The following is a 21429-nucleotide window of genomic DNA, read 5'->3' on the forward strand; positions in this document are numbered from 1 at the left end:
AAAAAAGCATTTACACTGTTCCAGAAGTAAATGCTACATATAAAATAAATATATTATTCTGTTATTGTTCCTTATAATAGGGAGAGGGTAATATATATTGTTTTTAGCTCTGTTCTTATTTGCTTTAGAACAGAGCATTTTTTTATGATATAATATTTGTCCCATCCCCCATTGTATCACTACCAATTTTTTAATATAGAAAATTTACTAAATTTACAGTTTAATATTTCATAAAACAATTACAAGCACCATTTTTGGAATAATCTATGTAACATTTTTTCTACAGTTGCCTTTTTCATATCACTTGCTGTAACCAAGTCACATCTACCTGCTTCTGTACCATTGATATAATAAACCAATTCCCCCACTTTTGTATTTTGCTCAAATGGTGCTTTTAAAGAAGGAACTATCTCTTTTTGTGTCTGTATTTCTGCATTTTCTCCTTTTTGTCCCAACATTGAAATCTCTTCTTTTACTACAATTTCAACGCTATTTTCCATTCCTTTATATACAGGCAATTCCCCTACTACCTCTCCTTGTTGCAGTCCTTTTTTAATTTCATATTGAGAAAAACCATATTCAAACAATTTTATAACTTCTTGAAAACGTATTTTAAAATCTGGTGCTGCCATAACAACCCCTATTAACTGCAAACCATCTTTTTCTGCTGTACCAGAAAGACAATACAGTGCTTTTCCTGTAGAACCTGTTTTTAATCCTGTAGCATAGTCAGGATACCATTTTAATAATTTATTAGTATTTGTTAAACCAAATTCTGACTCGCCTTTTCTTGTTTTATGTACAATACTATCTTGCCATGTTTTTGTAAATTCAAATATTTCAGGGTGTTTTGTAATCAACTCTTTTGACATCAATGCAATATCATAAGCACTTGTAACATGACCATCAGCATCTAGTCCACAAGCATTTACAAAATTGGTGTCATTCATACCTAACTCTTTCGCTTTACTATTCATTTTTTCAACAAAGCTTTCTTCGCTTCCTGCTACAAACTCTGCCATACTCACCGCTGCGTCATTGGCACTAGCTATTGCAATACATTTTGTCATATCTCTTGCTGTTTGCTGTTCTTGTGGTTCTAAAAATACCTGAGAACCTCCCATAGATGCTGCGTGTTCGCTCACAGTTACCATATCATTCCAATCAAATTTTCCCTCTTGTTCTGCCTCATATATCAAAAGTAATGTCATTACTTTTGTAACACTTGCAGGAGGCAATTTTTCATGACTATTTTGTTCATATAATATCGTACCTGTCTGCGGCTCCATTAATATAGCACTTTTTGATTGTAATGCTAAATCTGTTAAATTGGGATATTGCTGTTGAGCAAATATTGTCGTGATTGTTGTTGTAATGGAATAAAACAGTGCTACAATAAAACAAATCCATTTTATTTTATCATTTCTCATATTAACCCTCCTTTTGTCTACTATAAATTTATGTCAAAAAAGTATGCAATATGAAAATTTTAATAAAATCACTTTAATAAATTTTAAAAATTAGGACAATACTATAAATAAATGAAATTTAGGAGGTAATATTGTATGAGAGGTCTTGACACACCTGTTACCCGATTAAGAAGACAAGTTTTTAAAGAAATTGCAAAAGTGGCATATTCTTCTGAAAATATTAATGATGATATTGAGGCAATTCCTTATATTATATCACCCGGAGATACACCACATTACAGAGAAAGTATTTACAGAGAAAGAGCTATCGCTTCGGAGAGAGTTCGTCTTGCTATGGGAATGTCACTTCGTCCAGAAGACCAGCCTGTACATATCACAAGCGGTCTAGAGGAAAGTAATATTTCACAAAAATATTATGAACCTCCTCTTATGCAGGTTATCCCTTCTGCCTGTAACGCTTGTGATGTAAATAAATATGAAGTAAGCAATCAATGCTGTGGTTGTGTAGCTCACCCTTGTCAAGAAGTTTGTCCTACAGATGCTATTTCTAGAATAAATGGTCACGCCTATATCAATCAAAAAAAATGTATTAAATGTGGAAAATGCAAAGCTGTTTGTCCTTATGATGCTATTGCAAAAAAAATACGCCCTTGTGCTGCTGCTTGTGGCGTAGATGCTATTGAAAGTGATGATTTAGGTAGAGCTTGTATTAATACAGATAAATGTGTTTCTTGTGGTATGTGTATGGTAAATTGTCCTTTTGGTGCTATTGCAGATAAATCACAAATTTTTCAGCTTATTCGTGCTATGAAAAAACAACAAAATGTAATAGCAGAAGTTGCCCCTGCTATTATAGGACAATTTGGTGAAAACATTTCTGCTGCCAATATCAAAGCTGCATTATTAGAATTAGGTTTTTATAAAGTCTATGAGGTAGCAATGGGTGCAGATATTGGTGCTATGACAGAAGCACAGCATTATGTAGAAAAAGTAGTTTCAAAAGAATTACCTTTTTTATTAACATCCTGCTGCCCTTCTTGGTCTATGTTAGCAAAAAAATATTTTCCTGAAACTATAAATAAAATTTCAAATGCACTCACTCCTATGGTAGCAACTGCAAGAAGTATAAAACAAAAGTATCCTGATTGCAAAGTTGTATTTATAGGACCTTGTGCCGCTAAGAAATTAGAAGCATCACGAAAAAGTGTCAGAAGTGATGTTGACTTTGTAATTACATTTGAAGAACTGTGGGCTATGTTTGAAGCAAAATCAATAGATATGGATACATTTACAAAAGAAATTCCTATGAATGATGCTACTGGTGTTGGTCGTGGCTATGCAGTATCTGGAGGTGTTGCAAAAGCCATTGAAAAATGTATTCATGAATATTATGATAATATAGATGTGCTTATAGAAAATGCACAAGGACTATCAGAATGTAAAAAAATACTTATGATGGCGAAATCAGGAAAAATGAACGGTTGTTTAATAGAAGGTATGGCTTGTCCCAGAGGTTGTGTAGGTGGTGCTGGTACAAATATAGTAATTAATCGTGCTACAGCAGAAGTTAAAAAATTTGTAAAAAATTCTAAAAATGCAATTCCTGAAAAAGAACTAGCAGATATAGAATTATTATAATAAAAAAAGAGATTAAAAACCGCAACTATTTTTTTTAAAATAGTTACGGTTTTATTTTTTATTACATTATTAATTATAATATAAAATGAGTTATAATATAAATTTTTCTATAACAGCTGCAATACCATCTTCGTCATTAGACAATGTAATATAATCTGCAGCAGCTTTTGTTTGCTCTGTAGCATTTTCCATTGCTACGCCCAGTCCTGCAAATTGTAGCATTGTAATATCATTATAACCATCGCCACAAGCAATCACTTCTTCTTTTGAAATACCTAATATTTTAATCAGCTTTTCCAAACCATATGCTTTATCTATTCCCAATGGCAAAACTTCTAAAAAGAAAGGGTCAGAGCGAAATATATTTAGTTGTTTAGAAAGTGCCTGTTTAAATACAATCTCTGCTTTTTCTACATTTTCTGGATTTCCTGCCAACAAATATTTCGCTACTGGAAATGTAACATATTCTATTATACTTTTTGGTGTTACTCTTTCTAGCTGATTTACTCTTAATTCCAGTTGTATATATTCATTATCGTCTTCTGTAACAAGCTTATCATTTCCTTCATATGTCATTAAACCAATGTCAAATTTTCTAGAAAGTTCATATACTTTTTGTAAATGTCCCTCTGGCAAATCTGCCTCAAAAACACATTGTTTTGTTGTAACATTTATAATTCTTCCTCCATTAAAAGCAAGTATATACCCATTGTTTTTATCTAGTTCTAACTCAATCGCTTTAGGTAATACTCCTTTTACTGGTCTACCTGATGCTAAAACTACTTTTACACCTTTTTGTATTGCCTTTTGCAATGCTTTTTTATTTTTCTCAGAAATCTTTTTTTCTGAATTGACTAATGTGCCATCTAAATCCAACACAATCATTTTATAATTCAATGAAATGCCTCCCCCTTTTCATTTGTATTTTATTTTTTAATCATTTTAATTGTTCTGAAAACAATTTTTGATATAAATATCCTTCTCTTACACCATAAGGACTCATTATAATATCTTTACAGTCTACATATTCACACACTGTATTCATTACAATCATACCAGGTATAAGTGTATGCACACGGTCAGGGGATACTTTCAATACTGTTTTTAATACTTCATTTTCATTGCCTTTAAATTGCTTTAATAATTTTGGCACATCTTCTGCAATAATTACACTGTTATCTTTAAGCTTTCCAAACATATCATTGTTCATATTTTTAGCTGCTCTAATAGAACCGCCTATACCTATAACATTGTCAAATGTTTTGTTATTTAAAAATTTTACTTTTTTCAATTCTTTTTTTACTACTTCTTCTATTTCTTTTTTTTCTTTTTTGTTAGGAAATAGTCCTGACACATAATTAGAAAACATAGAAAGAGAACCAAATGTCAAACTAACTGCATTTTGTATTTCTCCTCTTTCATACACTAATAATTCTGTACTACCTCCACCAATATCTAGCAAAAGACCTCTATCTAAATTGATAGAATGTGCTGCACCAATAAAATCAAATGTTGCTTCTTGGTATCCTGTCAATACATCTATAGAAAGTCCTGTTTCTGCTGTAATCGTTTGTAAAGCCTCATCTGTATTCGAAATATTTCTTAATGATGCTGTAGCAAATACAAAAAGTTGTTTTAAAGGAAAATGTTCTGTCATTTCTCTATATTTGTTTAAAACATCACAAGCTTTTTGAATACCTTTTTTTGTCATTTTTCCTTTTTTTACATAACCTGCAAGTCCTGCTGTTGTTTTGTTATTCAGCATAGGGTAAATGTCGTTTTCAGATACATCATAAATACAAAGACGAATAGTATTAGAACCTACATCAATGACTCCATACATTCCACTATCTTTTTGTTGAGATTTATCCAATATTGAAAAATCTTCCATTCCTTTTTTCCTCCTCTTTATTTATTACTATAATTTAAGAATTATAGCACAAAAATACACTTTATTCAACGTTTATGCAAAATGAACAAAAAATTGGTATCAAAATAAAATATGTTAAATATAATAAAATGTTGATATTTAAAGCAAAAAAGGATATTCGTAATAGAAATATATAAAAAATAATATATGAAGTGAAATTTTTTAAAAATAGTATATAATATCTAATAAATTTTATTATTTGCAGACATAAAAAAAGTGTTGAAAACTAAGTCAATGCGATAGAAAAATTTGTCAAAAACTATACTTTTTGGCAAAATAGATTTTTTTCACTTGTTGCAAATTTTTAAAAATTTTCTTGGACATTTTAAATAAATTGTGTTATAGTATAGGCATAAAAATTTATAACAAATGTATCTTTTTGGAAATGCGGCAAATTTCTCAAAAAGTATACCTTTTGGGACAATATAAATTTTTATAATTATATAAAGAGAGGAGGGCAAACTCTCTATTACCACATCATAATGTTTATTTATTTTTTTATTTAAGGAGGAGTTTAAAAAATGAAAAGGTATCAAGCAGTAGCGTTTTTATTGTCAACAGCAATGACAGTAAGCAGTGTAGCTCCTGTATTTGGAGCATCTAATGACATTTTTGGCCACTGGGCAGAATTTACAATTACAAAATGGCAAAATGAAGGTAGAATTGGCGGTTATGAAGACGGCACATTCAAACCAGACAGAGCAATTACAAGAGCAGAATTTGTAAGACTGTTAAATAGTGCAGCACCAACAGCATTTACTTCTAGTGCATCTATTAACTTTAGTGATGTAAAAGAAAGTGACTGGTTCTATGCTGATGTAGCAAAAGCAGTAGGCGGCAGAGTAGCAAGTGGTTTTGAAGATGGTACATTCAGACCAGGCGAAACAGTAACAAGAATGCAAGCAGCTGTATTTATTTGCAATGCAAAAGGTTTAACACCAAATGAAGCAGCAGCAAATAACTTTACAGATGCAGCTTCTATACCAGCATGGGCAAAAGGTGCAGTAGGAGCAGCAGTTGCAGCAGGTTACTTAAGCGGTTACCCTGATGGTAGCTTTGGTGGTAGCAAAGGCATGACAAGAGCAGAAGCTGTTTCTACATTAGATAGAGTATTAGGTGGCGGCAGCACAACAACTACACCATCAGGTGAAATCGATACAACTGACAGAGATAACACTAGCACAGAAGACAACAGAACAGCTGAAGCTGGTAACATGGTATGGACTAGCGGCGGTGGTGGCGGCGGAAGCAGCAAAGGTTCTAGCTCTTCTAGCTCTAGCGACAAAGACAAAAAAACACACAATGTAACTATTCGTTCTCAAAAAGAAGCAAATGACTACAGCGGCAAAACATTGACAGGTACTACAGCAATTTATGTTGATGGTAGTGGTATTGATTTGCAAGATATTAAATTCAAAGGCGATGTTGATATTTATGCAGATGATACAGCAACAGCAGCAGCTTACATAGGAGAAGATACTGCAGTAGCAGCAGAAAGTAGTACAGTTGATATTTATTTTGAGGGTAAAACAAGTGTAAGCGGACAAATCACAGTAATTAGAAACAACGTAGCAGGTGCAGACAAAGTGGTTATCAGAACACGTACACCAAGAGCATTGAGTGCATCTGTATTAGCAAAAGTAGCAACGAAAATTGTTGGTTTTGAACTGAATAAAGTAGAAGCACAAGCACCTGTTGAAATTGCAGAAGGAGCAAAAGTAAATACAGTAGAAGCTGGAGATAATGCTGTTGTAGAAGTAGCAGCAGATGCTTCTGTTGATAAAGTAGATGTAACAGGTGACGCAAAAGATATTGTATTAAAAGGCGAAGGTAGCACAGATGTTAGTGTAAAAAGTGGTGCATCTGCACAGAATATCGTTGTAGATAGTGCAGAAGCAACTGTTGAACTCAAAGGTGATGCAAAAGTAAGCAATGTACTTTTAACAGGTGACGCAACAGCAGCAGTAAAAGTAAATGAAAATGCAAAAGTAGAAAATGTAGCAGTAAGCGATAGTGCAAGTGCTGACGTTGCTGTAAAAGATAGTGCTGCAGTAGGAAAAGTAGAACTTTCTGACACAGCTATAGCTAAAGTAGATGTTGCAGCAGATGCAAAAGTGGATACTATTACATCTTCTTCTACAGCAAAAGGTTCAGAAGTTACAGGTGAAGGTACTGTAAATAAAATTGAGGCTACAGTACCTGGTACAATAGACACATCTAATGCTGGAGAAAATATACCTAATGTAGAACAGAAAGAAGAAGAACCATCTACACCAGCAACAGTAACAATTACAGCAGCAGATGTAAAAGGAATAACATTAGATACACCAGTAGCAAATGAAACTGCTAAATTAAAAGGAGTACCTACAGGTGTAAAACAGTCAGGAACAACATGGACAGCTGCAAGCACAGCAGCAACAGTAGCTGAAGGTGATGATACAACACCACCATCAACTGAAGGTGGTGACGGAAATGAAGGCACAACACCACCAGCTGAAGGTGGCGACGAAAATGAAGGTACAACACCTGCAACAAAACAATACACAGCTGCAATTACATTAACACCAGAAACAGGTTATGTTTTTGATGAAACAATCACAGCAACAGACTTTGCTGGTTTAGTAGATGCTATAAAGGGTGATATATCCATAAGTGCTACAGAAATTAAATTTACTGTAAAAGCAACTATAGCAGATAGTGGCACTACAGACCCAGAACCAGGTGACCCAGTAGCAACAGGAATAAAAATAACAACATCTAATAAGGATACAACTATTTTGCAGGGAGGAACACTGCAATTTGAAGCAACATTAACAGGTGGTGAAGGCTTTACTGAAACAGACACTACTGATGTAGAGTGGAAAGCAGTAGATACTGATAAAAAAGAATATACTATAACAAATGGTTTATTAGATTTATCAAAAGAAGATCCACAACCTAAAGATAAAACTGAAATTACAATAACAGCTACATCTACTAAAGATAAAGATACAGACGGTAACTTCCTTGTAGGAACTACAAAAATAACAGTAGAAGCAGTTGCAGACGATACAAAAAAAGCAGCTGCATTAAAAGCAGTAGAAGATGCAATGACAGATGCTAGCAAAACAGTTTCTATGACTTTAATCGAAGGATCAACTCAGGCGGCAGTGGAAGCTAAAATAGCAGAAGAAGCTAAAAAAGCATTAGCTAATACTGAGTATGCAAGCTGGACAGTAACATTTGCATATGAGGGTACATTTGAGGCTTTAACTACAGAAACAAAACAAGTACAAGGTAAATTTAGTGTAAAACAAACTTCTACAGCAGATCCAACAACAAGTGAAGAAGCAAAAACTGTTAAAGTTGCAGTAACAAAAGCACCTATTGCAGAGGCAGTTATTACACTTACAGCACCAGCAGTAGGTAAAGCATCAGCAAATGCAACAGTAGATAGTAATGTTAACTACACAGTAACATCTACTACTTGGAAAGAAGTAGGTGGACAAAGTGATATGACAGCCAGCGAAAAGTTTGAAGCTGGAAAAGAATATCAAGCAACTGTAGTATTAACAGCAAAAGACAACTATACATTTAATGCTGAAACAACAGTTGCAGACGTAGCAGGTGCTAAAGGAAAACCAACTATAGCTCCTGGTAGCAATGGTGAAACAGCTACAGTTGTTGTAACATATGACGCATTGAGTAATACTCCACAAGAAACAACAGTAACATTAAGCAGTACAACATATACTGTAGACAATGAACAGAAACAAATATCTGAAAAAGATACAAACAAAATCACAGCAAATACAACAAAAGTGACAGACTTTAAAAATGCGTTTACTGTTACAGCTACACAAGGTAGTACACAATTAGAAGGAGTTACTGTAGAAGTATATACAGGTGATAAAGTTGCAGCAGCAGAAACATTGACATCTGGTGATACACTGAAAGTTTTGAATAAAGATGGTCAAGAATTAGCTAGTTATACAATTGTTTTCTCAACTGGCGGCAGCGATGGCGGTTCTGACGGCGATGGCGGTTCTGACGGCGATGGCGGTTCTGGCGGCGATGGCGGCGATGGCGGCGATGGCGGCGATGGCGGCGATGGCGGTTCTGGCGGCGATGGCGGTTCTGACGGCGATGGCGGTTCTGGCGGCGATGGCGGTTCTGGCGGCGATGGCGGTTCTGACGGCGATGGCGGTTCTGGCGGCGATGGCGGTTCTGGCGGCGATGGCGGTTCTGACGGCGATGGCGGTTCTGACGGCGATGGCGGTTCTGACGGCGATGGCGGTTCTGGTGGCGATGGCGGTTCTGACGGCGATGGCGGTTCTGGCGGCGATGGTGGTTCTGACGGCGATGGCGGTTCTGGCGGCGATGGCGGTTCTGGTGGCGATGGCGGTTCTGACGGCGATGCATAAGGAACATAACAATAACAAACAAATTGCATAACTCAAAAGCAATATAATTAGTAGTAAAGTAGTGTTCTAAAAAATATAATATACAATTATCCTAATTTAAAACAAATATGAATATAGTAATAGCTTTGCCCTATGATATAAAGCTATAAAAAAGTATTTATTTGCCCAAATAAACGCTTATAGAAAACAAAAAGTACATACCCCAATTTGCTGCTCTCTTTATTAGAGAGGGGGTTATACTGGCTGTTTTGGCTCTGTTCTTATCGACCCAAGAACAGAGCATTTTTTATTGCATAAAAAATAAAAATGATTTAAAATTTATAGTGAAATATATATCACCTCATTCTATTATCATACTACACTCCCCTATTTTTTTTGTATAAAAAACATTTTAAACTGTATACATAAACGTTTTAAACCATTATTTTTAAAAATAGAAATGTAAAAAATTTTACAAACAGAGCATTTTTAACGTGCTTTGTACTAAAAATAGTACAAAAGGAGTATAAAAATAGTTTTTTGAGATTATTGTGTTTTTATTGTATACATAGTATAATATTAAACAGAAAAACAAATATAAATTGTGCAAAAAGGTATTTATTTTTCACAAAAAAAATAAAATAGATAAAAAAAGTCATTTTTTTTCAAATTTTTTATTCATATTTTTACAAATGTTGAAGTAAAAATATACTCCTAAATGCTCTATTTGTATCTAAATTATATAAAATGTATAAAATTATAAACAAAGAACAAACAAAGCAGTAATGAGAAGAGATGAATTATTATGAATACAATAGATAACAATGACTTTATGATATTAAACAGCATTATTTATAAAATTTATACCAATCCTGATTTTTTGGCTATGAGAAAAGAACTTCTGGAACAGTTGAAAATGATAATTGATTTTGATAGTGCAGAATTTCACCTTTCTAAAGGCGATGGAAGCATATCACTAACTTCTTCAGTTTCTTATAATAAAAATGCTTCTGTTGATTTTTCTCGGGTATATGAAAATATTGATTATAGTCAAGGAATACTTTCTACAGGGAAAAGTATGGTTTACAGAGAAACAGATATTATATCTGATAAAAAAAGAATGGAAACAGAATACTATAAAAATGTATATGAAGTAAATAATTGGCATTATTCTTTGCAGTTGGTATTAGGGCATAATGAGCGTTTTTTAGGTGTCATTACATTTTATAGAGATAAAGAAAAAGATGATTTTAAATATTCTGATGTATTTAAAGTTCAGTTAATAAAAGACCATCTTGCCTATAGAATATATCAAGAACAAGAAAACAATATAAAATCTGGAGATAAAATTTCTATACAAGAAGCAGTTGAACTATACGGATTGACCAAAAGAGAAAGTGATATATTAGAATTGCTTATCAGTGGTTACAGCAATAAAGAAATTTGTGACCAGATTGTAATTGCTAATAATACATTAAAAAAGCATATATTAAATATATACAGAAAATTGGACATCAAAAATAGAGTACAGTTAATTCGTATGATAAAAGAAACATAATATTGTATTTGTGTGTCGTTGTAGTCTATGTGAATAGATTACAGTGAGTTCAAATAAGAAACACTATTCTAAATTAAATTGAGGTGATAATCCTAAAAAAATGTTTTTTATTCTGATTGCTATGGTATGAGCAAAAAGAGAAAGCAGTAAAAAGGATTAGCGTGTAAGAAAATTAATTTACACAAAAAACTATCGTTTAGAGAACAAGGAGGAAAAAGTATGTTAGAAAAATTTAAAGACACAAGCGAATATTTGGGAAGAGTTTTAGGTTATATTCATTCAGACATAAGTGAAATTTCAGATGCAGAAAAAGAAAAAATCACAAAAGAAACAGTTGACCATTTTGATAACTATGTAAGTCCAGGCTGGTTAAAATATCGTAAATCCGTATCTACAAATGCTGCTATGTTGGAATGGCAAGACCACGACAGTAATGTTACAGACTTATATGGAAATGATTTTATTGACTGTTTAGGTGGTTTCGGTATTTATACTTGCGGACATAAAAATAAAGAAATCGTTGAAACAGTAAAAGCTCAGTTAGACCATCAAGCACTTCACTCCCAAGAATTGTTAGACCCATTGCGTGGATATTTGGCAAAAGCAGTTGCTCAAATTACACCTGGTGACTTACAATACTGCTTCTTTACAAATGGTGGTGCAGAAGCAAATGAAATGGCTCTGAAATTGGCAAGGGTTGCAACAGGCGGACGTTGGTATGTTTCTACTGTAAACGCTTTCCATGGTAAATCTATGGGTGCTGTTTCTATGGGTGGTAAAGATACATATCGTATACCATATACACCAATGGTACAACAAGTTATCCATGTTGAATATGGTAATGCAGAAGATGCAAGAAAAGCAATCAAAAACTTAATCGCTGTAGGCGAAAAAGTTGCTGCATTTATCGTTGAACCAGTACAAGGTGAAGCTGGTATTATCATTCCTCCTAAAGGATATTTGAAAGAAATCAGAGCTATCTGTGATGAATATGGTGTTGCTATGATTTGTGACGAAATTCAAACAGGTATGGGACGTACAGGTCATATGTGGAGATGTGAAGGCGAAGATGTTGTTCCTGATATCTTAACATTTGGTAAAGCATTTGGTGGTGGTATTATGCCAATCACAGGTTTAATTTGCCGTCCTCCAATGTGGACAGAACAATTAGTTGACAATCCATGGTTACTTGGCTCTCCTACATTTGGTGGTAACCCTGTATGTTGTTCCGCAGCTATCGCAACAATCAAATATATGATTGACCATGATATTCCTGGCGTATGTGCTAAAAAAGGTGCATTGATTAAAGAAGGTTTGGATAAATTAGCAGCAAAATATCCTGATTTGATTGACGAAGTTCGTGGTATTGGTTTAATGCTTGCAATGGAATTTAAAACTTCTGAAATTGGTTATCAAGTAGCAACAGGTATGTTTTCTCGTAAAGTAATCACAGCTGGTACATTGGTAAATGCAAAATGTATTCGTTTTGAGCCTGCTTCTGTAATTACAGAAGAACAAATTGCTCAAGTATTACAACGTTTGGACGAATCATTAGCAGACACAAGAGCAGCTCAGAAATAATATTGTAATTATATCTCTTCCCCACATAACAAATATCGTTTTTGTGGGGAAGATATTCATAAATTATTAAAGGAGGAAAGCAATAGCATGACAATACAAGAATTAGTAAATAATGCAAGAAAAGCACAAGCTCAAATTATAGATTATACACAAGAACAAGTTGACAAATTAGTTTATGAAGGTGCTAAAATCATTTATGAAAATGCAAAACCTTTGGCAAGATTAGCTGTTGATGAAACAGGTTTAGGTTGCTATGAAGATAAAATTGGTAAAAATACAGATACAGCAGCTGTTTTTTGGGATTATTTAAAAGACAAAAAATCTGTTGGTATTATCAATGAAATTCCAGAATTGGGTCTTTTAGAAGTAGCTCACCCAGTAGGCGTTATTGGTGCTATTACACCTGCTACAAACCCAACTGTAACTCCTCTTGGAAACTTTATGCACGCTTTAAAAGGTAAAAATGCAGTTATCATTTCTCCTGCACCTCGTGCAAAAGAAACTACTACACAAACAATTGATTTAATTAGAAAATCTTTAGTAGCAAATGGTGCTCCTGCTGACTTAATACAAGTAGTAGACGATGTTACTATTGAAAGATCTGCAGAATTGATGGCACTTTGCGACCTTGTTATTGCAACAGGTGGTTCTGGATTAACAAAAGCTGCTTATTCTAGCGGAACTCCAGCTTATGGCGTTGGTCCTGGTAACCCTCCAGTTATATTAGACAGAGGCTATGACCTTACTGATGCAGCAGAAAAATCATTTATTGCTATTGGTAGTGACAATGGTATACTTTGTGATGGTGACAACTTACTTCTTTATCCTGAAGAATTGGAAAAAGATTTCTTTGCAGAACTGAAAAAAGCTGGTATTGTTCTTTTTGAAGATAAAGCTGATATTACAAAATTTAGAGAAGCTTTATTCAGTCCAGAAGGTAAAGTAAATTCTGAATTAGTTGGTAAAGATGCAAAAGTAATTGCTGATGCAGCTGGTGTTTCACTTGCTGATGGTGTAAAAGTAATGGGCATCAAAATTGATGGCGTTGGCAAAGAAGACTTCCTTTGTAAAGAAATTATGGGACCTATCGTTGTATTGAAATCCTATGATACATTTGAAAACGCTGTTGATATGGCAGTTAGAAATATGAGAGAAGCTGGCGGAACTGGACATACAGCAGGTATTTTTAGTAACGATAAAGAACACATTAGATATGCTGGTGAAAAAATTCCTGTAGCTCGTTTGTTAGTAAATCAGCCTACACCAGATGCTTGGGGTCCTGCAACAAATGGTTTATCCCCTGCTGTTTCTGAAGGCTGTGGTACATGGGGTAACAATATATTAGCAGGCAATGTTGACTACATTCATATGGTAAATGTTTCTAAAATTGCTATGCCTTTAGATGTAAAAGTTCCTGATGCTGACGAAATTTTTAAAAACTAATAATTTATAGTGGAAAATATACAAAAATGAACAAAATTAGATAAACATATTAAGGAGGAAATTAATTATGGTAGGTAAAAAAGTTGTACATCACTTAATGATGAGTGCAAAAGATGCACATTATGTAGGCGGTTTGGTAAATGGTGCAAGAATAGTTGACCAATGGGGCGATGTTGGTACAGAACTTATGGTTTATGTAGATGGTGACATCAGCTTATTCTTAGGCTATGAAAAAATCGAATTTTTAGCACCTGTTTATGTTGGTGACTTCATGGAATATCATGGCTGGATTGAAAAAGTAGGAAATCAATCTTATACTTGTAAATTTGAAGCATGGAAAGTTGCTACACAATTAGATAGAACAGATGCTGACTTAAGTGGCGTAGCAACACCTGGCACAGCAGCAACAGCTTGTGAACCTCCAGTACTTTGCGGTAGAGCAACAGGTAGCTTGTTTATTGCGAAAAAAGACCAAAGAGGTCCTCAAGAAAGTACTTTCATGGACAGAAAACACCCAGGTGAATAATTTATTATAATACAATATAACACTCAAATTAAAATATTATTATGAATATAAATTTTAATTATTCCTTTTAATCAGAATTATCATTTGTTGATTTTGACAGTATACTGAAATATAGGCTATAGGTTTGTTTTTGCAAGCGTTTTATAATACAGCATAAATACACCTTTCTATAAAATCGCCTTTTGCTTCTATATTTTAGTTGCTGTCAGCATCAACTTATTTTTGGCACATTTTAATGGTATTTTTATAAACCTTTATTTATAAAAGGGAGGTTGGTCTATGGAAGGAACAAAAGAAACATCAAAAAATGATTTTAAAAGACTTTTAATTGTTTATGGCATTATATTTGCTGCATTCATTTTAATAGGATTTTTAGTACCTGATAATCCAGATGATTTTGGAATATTGACTACTATTCCAGCTATATTTATGATTATTTTCATATTTAGAACAAAAAGAATTGTAGAAGGTCTGACATTAGCAACTATTTTATGTTGTATTATGGTACATAAGGGAGGCTTTATTCCAGCCTTTGCTGATATTGCACAAGTGGCTATGTTAAGAGAAGATACTGCTTTCTTAATTATCGTATGTGGTTTAATGGGCAGCCTTGTTGCTTTAATAGAAAAAAATGGCGGTGGATTTGCTTTCGGTGAATTTGTTGCTTCTAGAGTAAAATCACCTAAATTAGCCCTTTTTGGCACAATGTTATGTTCTGCTCTTTTCTCACTAGATGACTATTTAAGTTCTTTAACTTCTGGTATCGCTATGACACCTGTTAATGACAGATATAAAATTCCAAGAGAAATGACAGCTTATGTTATTGATACAACAGCTGCACCTGTTTCTGTTTTAAATCCTATTTCTACATGGGCTGTATTTATAGGCTCTCTTATGGTAGCAAATGGTATTGCAGAAGAAGGACAACAATTACCAACATATATGGCAACAGTACCTTTTAATTTCTATGCTGTATTTGCACTCCTTATTATGATATTGACTGTTTTAGGTGTTATTCCTAAAATAGGCCCTATGAAAGGAGCATACGAAAGAGTTGCAGCTGGTGGACCTTTAGCTCCTCCAGACTCTGAAAAAATTGATATTCGTTCTGGTAAAGATAGTATTGTTCCAGAAAATCCAAAACTTCGTAATTTCTTCGCACCTATACTTATTTTAATTGGTGCAGTTGCTTTCTTTGATTTTGATATGCAAAAAGGCATCATAACAGCAATATTTATATGTTTTATATACTTTGTTGCACAAGGTATGGATCCAGAAGAATTTGCAGACACAGTAGTAGAAGGTCTGAAAAACATGGTTTTACCTATATTACTTATGATACTTGCTTTCTGTTTTGCAGAAGCAAGCCAGCAAGTTGGATTTATTGATTATGTTATTGATGTAGCAGTTAGAAATATTACATTACCTTTCTTACCTGTAACTGTTTTCTTAGTATTTGCAGCTACTGAGTTTATTATGGGTATCAACTGGGGTATGTACATCATTGCTATTCCTATTGTTGCACCAATCACACTCGCTTTAGGCGGAAACATCGCTGTAACAGTTGGTGCAGTTGCAGCAGCAGGCGTTTGGGGAAGTCATTGCTGTTTCTATTCAGACGCAACAATATTAACATCATCTTCAACAGGTTGTAACAACTTTAGACATGGTATTACACAAATTCCTTACGGTGTAATGGCGGGTATTATCTCCGCAATAGGATATATCATTTTAGGACACGTGATATACTAAAAAAAATATTTGTCATGTAATCCAATTACATTATTTATTCTACACATAACAAACATACATAACCTTATATAAAAACCACTAAAATATAAAAATTAGTGGTTTTTTATATAATTCGCTGAAAGCATTTTATTTTTTTCTGTTTCTGCTTCTTCTTCTATATCTCTTTGCTTTTCTATCATACTTTTGCTGTTGTATTGTTTGTATCGTTTCTGAAACTTCTTCTAATGCTTCTGTTGCTTGTTCCCATAGCTTTTCTGTTACTTCTGCCATTTCTTTATCTTCTATTATAATATCTTCTTCTATATTATACTCCTGATTTTGTTCTTCTTTTCTTTTTAATCCATTTCCCGCCATATCATAAGCCTGTTCATAAAAATATTCTTGAGAATTCAATTGTATTGTTGCTTTTTTTACCTTCTGGTATTTACCATCTGACATTTGTTCTCTTGCTTTGACATTATCCTGCAACATTGTATGAAACATTGTTCTAATTCTGTTTTTAATGTCATTATCATATATTGGTACTGCTACCTCTAAACGACGTACAGTATTTCTTGTCATTAAATCTGCTGAAGAAATATACATTTTTTCTTCTTTTCCTTTTCCAAATATATAAATACGAGAATGTTCTAAATATCGCCCTACAATACTAATTACTCTAATATTGTCTGTATATCCTTCTATTTTAGAACGTAAACAACAAATTCCTCTTACAATCATATCTATTTTTACACCTGCACGAGATGCTTTTATGAGTTGGTTCATAATTTTTTTATCTGTTAAAGAGTTGATTTTAATACCAATATAAGCCTCTTCTCCTTTTTTCGCTTTCTCTGTTTCTCTTTCTATCAATGCAATTACTTTATTTTGTAGACATTTTGGTGCAACCATTAAATGCTCTACATTTTCTACGACTTCCCCCAATGCAATGGCTTGAAAAACAGCTGATGCTTCTTGTCCAATGTCTGGATTTGCTGTCATAAGAGAAATGTCTGTGTACAATTTTGCTGTGTTTTCATTATAATTACCTGTACCAATTTGCGTAATATATTCTATTTTACCCTCTTTTTTCATTGTAATCAAACATAACTTAGAATGTACTTTTAAATCATCTAATCCATATATTACATGACAGCCTGCTTCTTCTAATCTTCTTGACCATTCAATATTATTTTCTTCATCAAATCTCGCTTTTAATTCTACCAATACATCTACTTGTTTTCCACTTTCTACTGCTTCAATCAATGCACTTACAATTTTGCTTGATTTTGCCAAACGGTACAATGTCATTTTGATAGAAACAACATTCGGGTCAACTGCTGCCTCGCTGAGCAAATGCAAAAATGGCCTCATACTTTCATAAGGATAGCAAAGCAATATATCCTTTTTTTCAATTTGCTCTATCATATACTGTTTGCGGTTAAAAACAGCGGCAGTTTGAGGTACTCTTTTATCAAAAAACAATTCGCTTTTTGCTCTCAAATAATCTCTAATATAAGAAACAAAAGATAAATCAATAGGAGCGTGAGAATAAAATGTCTGTTCTTTTTTTAATTTCATATATTCACACAGTTTTGCAACAGTAGTGCCATCTAATTCTCTTGTATGTTCTAAACGTACAGGAGAAAGTTTTCTTCTACGTTTTACTACCTCTTCCATATGCTGTCTATAATCTAAATCTTCGTCATATATTTGTTCTGCATCAATATCAGCATTTCTTGTAATACGTATTAATGATTTTGCACTAATTTTATAACTTTTAAATACTTTAGGTAAAAAATGCAATATTAATTCTTCTGCAAGCATAAAACTGCCTTTTCTAGATGGAATTTCTATCAATCTTTCAAATACACCTGTATTACATGGTATAATGCCAATTTTTTCTTTTTCATTTTTGGTACTTAACACCGCTACCGCATAAATGTCTTTATTTTTTAAAAATGGAAATGGTTGTTTTTTTCCTACTACAATACTAGAAAGTAAAGGAGCAATTTCTCTTTCAAAATATTGTTCTAAATATACTGCTTCTTTTTTAGATAATGATTGAAAATTAATAATATGAACGCCTTCTTTTTCTAGTCCTTGAAGCAATTTTTCATATATTTTATCTTTTTTATCTCCTAATTCTTTACAACGTTTTAATATAGCTTCAATTTGTTGTTGTGCTGTCATATTTGTTTTATTGTCTTTTGTATTTTCTGATAAAAGCATTTGATCTCTTAAAGAACCTACTCTTACCATGAAAAACTCATCTAAATTACTTTGAAAAATAGACAAAAAAGAAAGTCTTTCACAAAGAGGTACATTTTCGTCTTCTGCCTCTTCTAGAACTCTTTCATTAAATTGTAACCAAGACAATTCCCTATTTTGAAAACAAACTCTTTTTTCCTCTTTCATATTTTTTCCCCCTCTTATATCATTTATTTCTATATTTATGGTACTATGAAATTACATAGCATACCCGTTTTATTCATAAATAACTTATATAATCATACCACATATTTCGTTGATAGGAAATGTTATTTTTATATATTCTATGGACAAACATCATGTATGTTTCTATTTCATACAGTATTTATTTCATATTACTTTTTATTAATATTCCAATCCTTTTATTGCTTTTATTCCTTTTTTATAATAATGTTTTATATTTTTCATTTCTGTTACTAAATCTGCATATTCTATCAATTTTGTACTTGCATTTCTTCCTGTTAGTACAATATCCATTGTTTTTTTTGTATTTTGAAGCACTTCAATTAAATTTTCTTCTGTTAAAAAATCAGATACACAAACTGTTTTCATACAAAATACATTTACGATTTCATCTAATATTATCATATCATATTTTTCGCAAAGTAATACTTTTTTGCACAATTCCCATGCTTTTTGAATACAGTCTATTTGCTGTTGAGGTGTTTTAGTCCAAGAATATCCTAATCCTGTTTGGTATAATGTTACATTCAATTTTTTTAATAATTTTATTTCTCCACTTTCAAACTCTGGCGATTTTAAAAATTGTATCATACAAACTTTTTTTCCCCAGCCTAATGCTCTAATACACAGTCCTATTGCTGCTGTTGTTTTTCCCTTTCCTTTTCCTGTATATAACAATACCATTTTTTTCACCTCTTTATTATTTTACTCTACTTTGTAAATCATTTCTATAAAAATGATTGTATCCATATTGTTTTTGCTTTATAATAGAAAAAAATCAATGTAACATAATTTATATGAAGGGAGATTTTTTTTTGTTAAATTACACTTTAGAAGAAAAAATAAAAACACTTTCTACACAATACATTGAACAGCAAGCTACTGCAAGTCTTTTATTGCTTTTAATGAGTGCTTTAGACAGAGAATACCAAACAACAGATATTCATTATACCATACACAATGACATTTTAGAATTACAAAATGCAGTAAAACATTATATCATACAACTTCAGTATATATTAGATAATGACGATGAAAAAGTACGTCTTTCTGCATTAGACAATTGTATTCAGCTTAAAAAGAAATTACTTTCTATTTATGAAAATATCTACCAATATACTTCTTTGTGGAATATTCATTATACTAGAATTGGCGATGAAGTTGCCATTAGAAAATATAAAGAAGAAAATATTACTCAAAAAAAGGTAGAATGGGAAATTTTTTATTTGGATTGTTTAGAATTTTTAAAAACTTCTGAAGATGTTTTGACACAAAAAAGCAGAATGGGACAGCTTTTAAAATGTATTCCCTTTCAAATAGCACGCTCTAAATATTATGATATGATAAATCAAAGTTTACAATACTCTTTTAGTGGTGAAACAGAGCAATTTATTTCTTATTCTTTAAATACTTTTTATCATATTATTGTTCCCGAAAAAAGTAAATATTATGGAAAGTATTTTACAGAATTGTCACAATGGCTTTGTTCTCTACAAAATGTTGTACCAAGCGAATTATCTGATGAGGCATTAAATGAACAGTATAGTGATTTCAATTCTGTTTTTGAAAATTTAGAAAAAATAGAAGATATGTTTCATTGCCTTTTTAATGATATTAATTCACTGATATTACTTTTTTATTTGGGATACTCTTTTTCAGAGCTGACTGAAAAAGATGTTTGTCATGCTGACCTATATCATACAGTATGTGAAATGTTCAGTGGAGAATTATCTGAAGCAGAAAAAGATGCTTATTTAGAACGAGTTAGTACTTCTTTAGAAAATGCTGTAGAGCCTATTATTGACAAAGCGAATGATATAGGAAAACAAGAATTAAATTACATGAAAAAAATAAATGATTTTTCAGAATTAACTGATGACACCAAAAAAATACTGTTAACAGAAGATTTTATTCGCAGTTGTTATTATGGTGACTTAAATGAAGAATTATTTCATTTTGATGCACCTCAAGACCAGCCCCCTGCTTCTCAAGAATGGAAACAAAAAGCATTTGATGATTTTATAGCTCACATAAAAGAAGCATTTTCTGCTATGCCTGTGGCTGTTAGAAAGGCAACAATGCAATTATTTTTAGGTGTTTTGCCTCCTATGTGTACAGTAGAAGAAGTCATTTCTATGATTAAAAATGCTATAGAAACTGCCCAAACATTTGAACAAAAAATACTTATTGTGGACAAAGTGGGCATGATATTTGAAGGACATGGTTTTCAATGTGCTAATCAATTACAACAGCATTGTGGCTGCGGACATGAACATCACCATCATCACCACCATGAACACGAACATCACCATGACTGCGGTTGCGGACACCACCATCATCATTAAACAATAATAAGGGAGATAATAAACATGAATTTTACATTTAACCATTACAACTACAATGTATTAGATTTACAGAAAAGTATGCAATTTTATGAAAACGCCTTAGGTTTAAAAGAGGTAAGAAGAAAAGAAGCAGAAGATGGCAGTTATATACTTGTTTATTTAGGAGATGGCAAAACAGATTTTACATTAGAATTAACTTGGCTACGTGACAGAAAAGAAGCCTACAATTTAGGAGAAAATGAATTTCATTTAGCATTTGTAACACAAGATTTCGAAGCAGCACACCAAAAACACAAAGAAATGGGTTGTATCTGTTTCGAAAATCCTTCTATGGGTATTTATTTTATAAATGACCCTGACAATTATTGGTTAGAAATTGTTCCTGCAAAATAACAAAAAAGTCCACCTTTT

The 21429-nt window shown here is 32.7% G+C and carries 14 protein-coding genes; 9 read left to right on the forward strand and 5 right to left on the reverse strand.

The genetic code is table 11. The features are described from left to right. Positions 1–239 precede the first annotated feature (239 nt). Positions 240–1430 carry a D-alanyl-D-alanine carboxypeptidase family protein gene (locus tag C820_RS14345; RefSeq protein WP_004036494.1) on the reverse strand — a complete coding sequence of 397 codons (1191 nt, stop codon included), beginning with the start codon at positions 1428–1430 and terminating at the stop codon, positions 240–242. A gap of 135 nt (positions 1431–1565) precedes the next feature. Between C820_RS14345 and C820_RS14350 the strand changes: the two genes are divergently transcribed. Continuing rightward, on the forward strand, positions 1566–3068 hold the full coding sequence (locus tag C820_RS14350; protein WP_004036493.1) for a 4Fe-4S dicluster domain-containing protein: 1503 nt from the start codon (positions 1566–1568) through the stop codon (positions 3066–3068). A gap of 90 nt (positions 3069–3158) precedes the next feature. Here the strand turns inward: C820_RS14350 and C820_RS14355 are convergent, their stop codons facing one another. Continuing rightward, the gene (locus C820_RS14355) at positions 3159–3965 is read right to left on the reverse strand and encodes a Cof-type HAD-IIB family hydrolase (RefSeq protein ID WP_004036492.1); all 807 of its coding nucleotides are present in this window, start codon (positions 3963–3965) and stop codon (positions 3159–3161) included. 40 nt (positions 3966–4005) lie between these two features. Further along, positions 4006–4959 (reverse strand): Ppx/GppA phosphatase family protein, encoded by a 954-nt coding sequence (locus C820_RS14360; protein WP_004036491.1) that lies wholly within the window; start codon positions 4957–4959, stop codon positions 4006–4008. 560 nt (positions 4960–5519) lie between these two features. Between C820_RS14360 and C820_RS14365 the strand changes: the two genes are divergently transcribed. The 6 genes from C820_RS14365 (at position 5520) to C820_RS14390 (ending at position 16240) form a co-directional block, all read left to right on the forward strand. Further along, positions 5520–9401, forward strand: a complete 3882-nt coding sequence (locus C820_RS14365) for an S-layer homology domain-containing protein (RefSeq protein ID WP_251855604.1) — start codon at positions 5520–5522, stop codon at positions 9399–9401. Positions 9402–10185: 784 nt separating this feature from the next. Then, complete coding sequence (locus tag C820_RS14370) at positions 10186–10938, forward strand: response regulator transcription factor (RefSeq protein WP_004036486.1); 753 nt, start codon at positions 10186–10188, stop codon at positions 10936–10938. A gap of 219 nt (positions 10939–11157) precedes the next feature. Beyond that, on the forward strand, positions 11158–12519 hold the full coding sequence (locus C820_RS14375; protein ID WP_004036485.1) for a putrescine aminotransferase: 1362 nt from the start codon (positions 11158–11160) through the stop codon (positions 12517–12519). Positions 12520–12606: 87 nt separating this feature from the next. Further along, entirely contained in the window at positions 12607–13962 is a 1356-nt protein-coding gene (locus tag C820_RS14380; protein WP_004036483.1) for an aldehyde dehydrogenase family protein, read from the forward strand. A gap of 67 nt (positions 13963–14029) precedes the next feature. Continuing rightward, positions 14030–14488 carry a hotdog fold domain-containing protein gene (locus C820_RS14385; protein WP_004036481.1) on the forward strand — a complete coding sequence of 153 codons (459 nt, stop codon included), beginning with the start codon at positions 14030–14032 and terminating at the stop codon, positions 14486–14488. Positions 14489–14767: 279 nt separating this feature from the next. Further along, positions 14768–16240 (forward strand): Na+/H+ antiporter NhaC family protein, encoded by a 1473-nt coding sequence (locus tag C820_RS14390; protein WP_004036479.1) that lies wholly within the window; start codon positions 14768–14770, stop codon positions 16238–16240. A 126-nt stretch (positions 16241–16366) separates the two neighbouring features. On the opposite strand, the gene ppk1 is transcribed toward C820_RS14390, so the two are convergent. Together ppk1 and C820_RS14400 are read right to left on the reverse strand one after the other, a co-directional pair. Continuing rightward, entirely contained in the window at positions 16367–18637 is a 2271-nt protein-coding gene (gene ppk1 / locus C820_RS14395; protein ID WP_004036477.1) for a polyphosphate kinase 1, read from the reverse strand. A 198-nt stretch (positions 18638–18835) separates the two neighbouring features. After that, positions 18836–19357 carry a cob(I)yrinic acid a,c-diamide adenosyltransferase gene (locus C820_RS14400; protein WP_004036475.1) on the reverse strand — a complete coding sequence of 174 codons (522 nt, stop codon included), beginning with the start codon at positions 19355–19357 and terminating at the stop codon, positions 18836–18838. Positions 19358–19488: 131 nt separating this feature from the next. On the opposite strand from C820_RS14400, the gene C820_RS14405 reads away from it, so the two are divergent. Both C820_RS14405 and C820_RS14410 read left to right on the forward strand, forming a co-directional pair. After that, positions 19489–21018 carry a hypothetical protein gene (locus C820_RS14405; protein ID WP_004036472.1) on the forward strand — a complete coding sequence of 510 codons (1530 nt, stop codon included), beginning with the start codon at positions 19489–19491 and terminating at the stop codon, positions 21016–21018. Positions 21019–21042: 24 nt separating this feature from the next. Continuing rightward, positions 21043–21411, forward strand: a complete 369-nt coding sequence (locus tag C820_RS14410) for a VOC family protein (RefSeq protein WP_004036470.1) — start codon at positions 21043–21045, stop codon at positions 21409–21411. Positions 21412–21429 lie beyond the last annotated feature (18 nt).

It is taken from the genome of Clostridium sp. MD294 (genome assembly GCF_000364165.2).
Lineage (GTDB): Bacteria > Bacillota > Clostridia > Lachnospirales > Anaerotignaceae > Coprocola.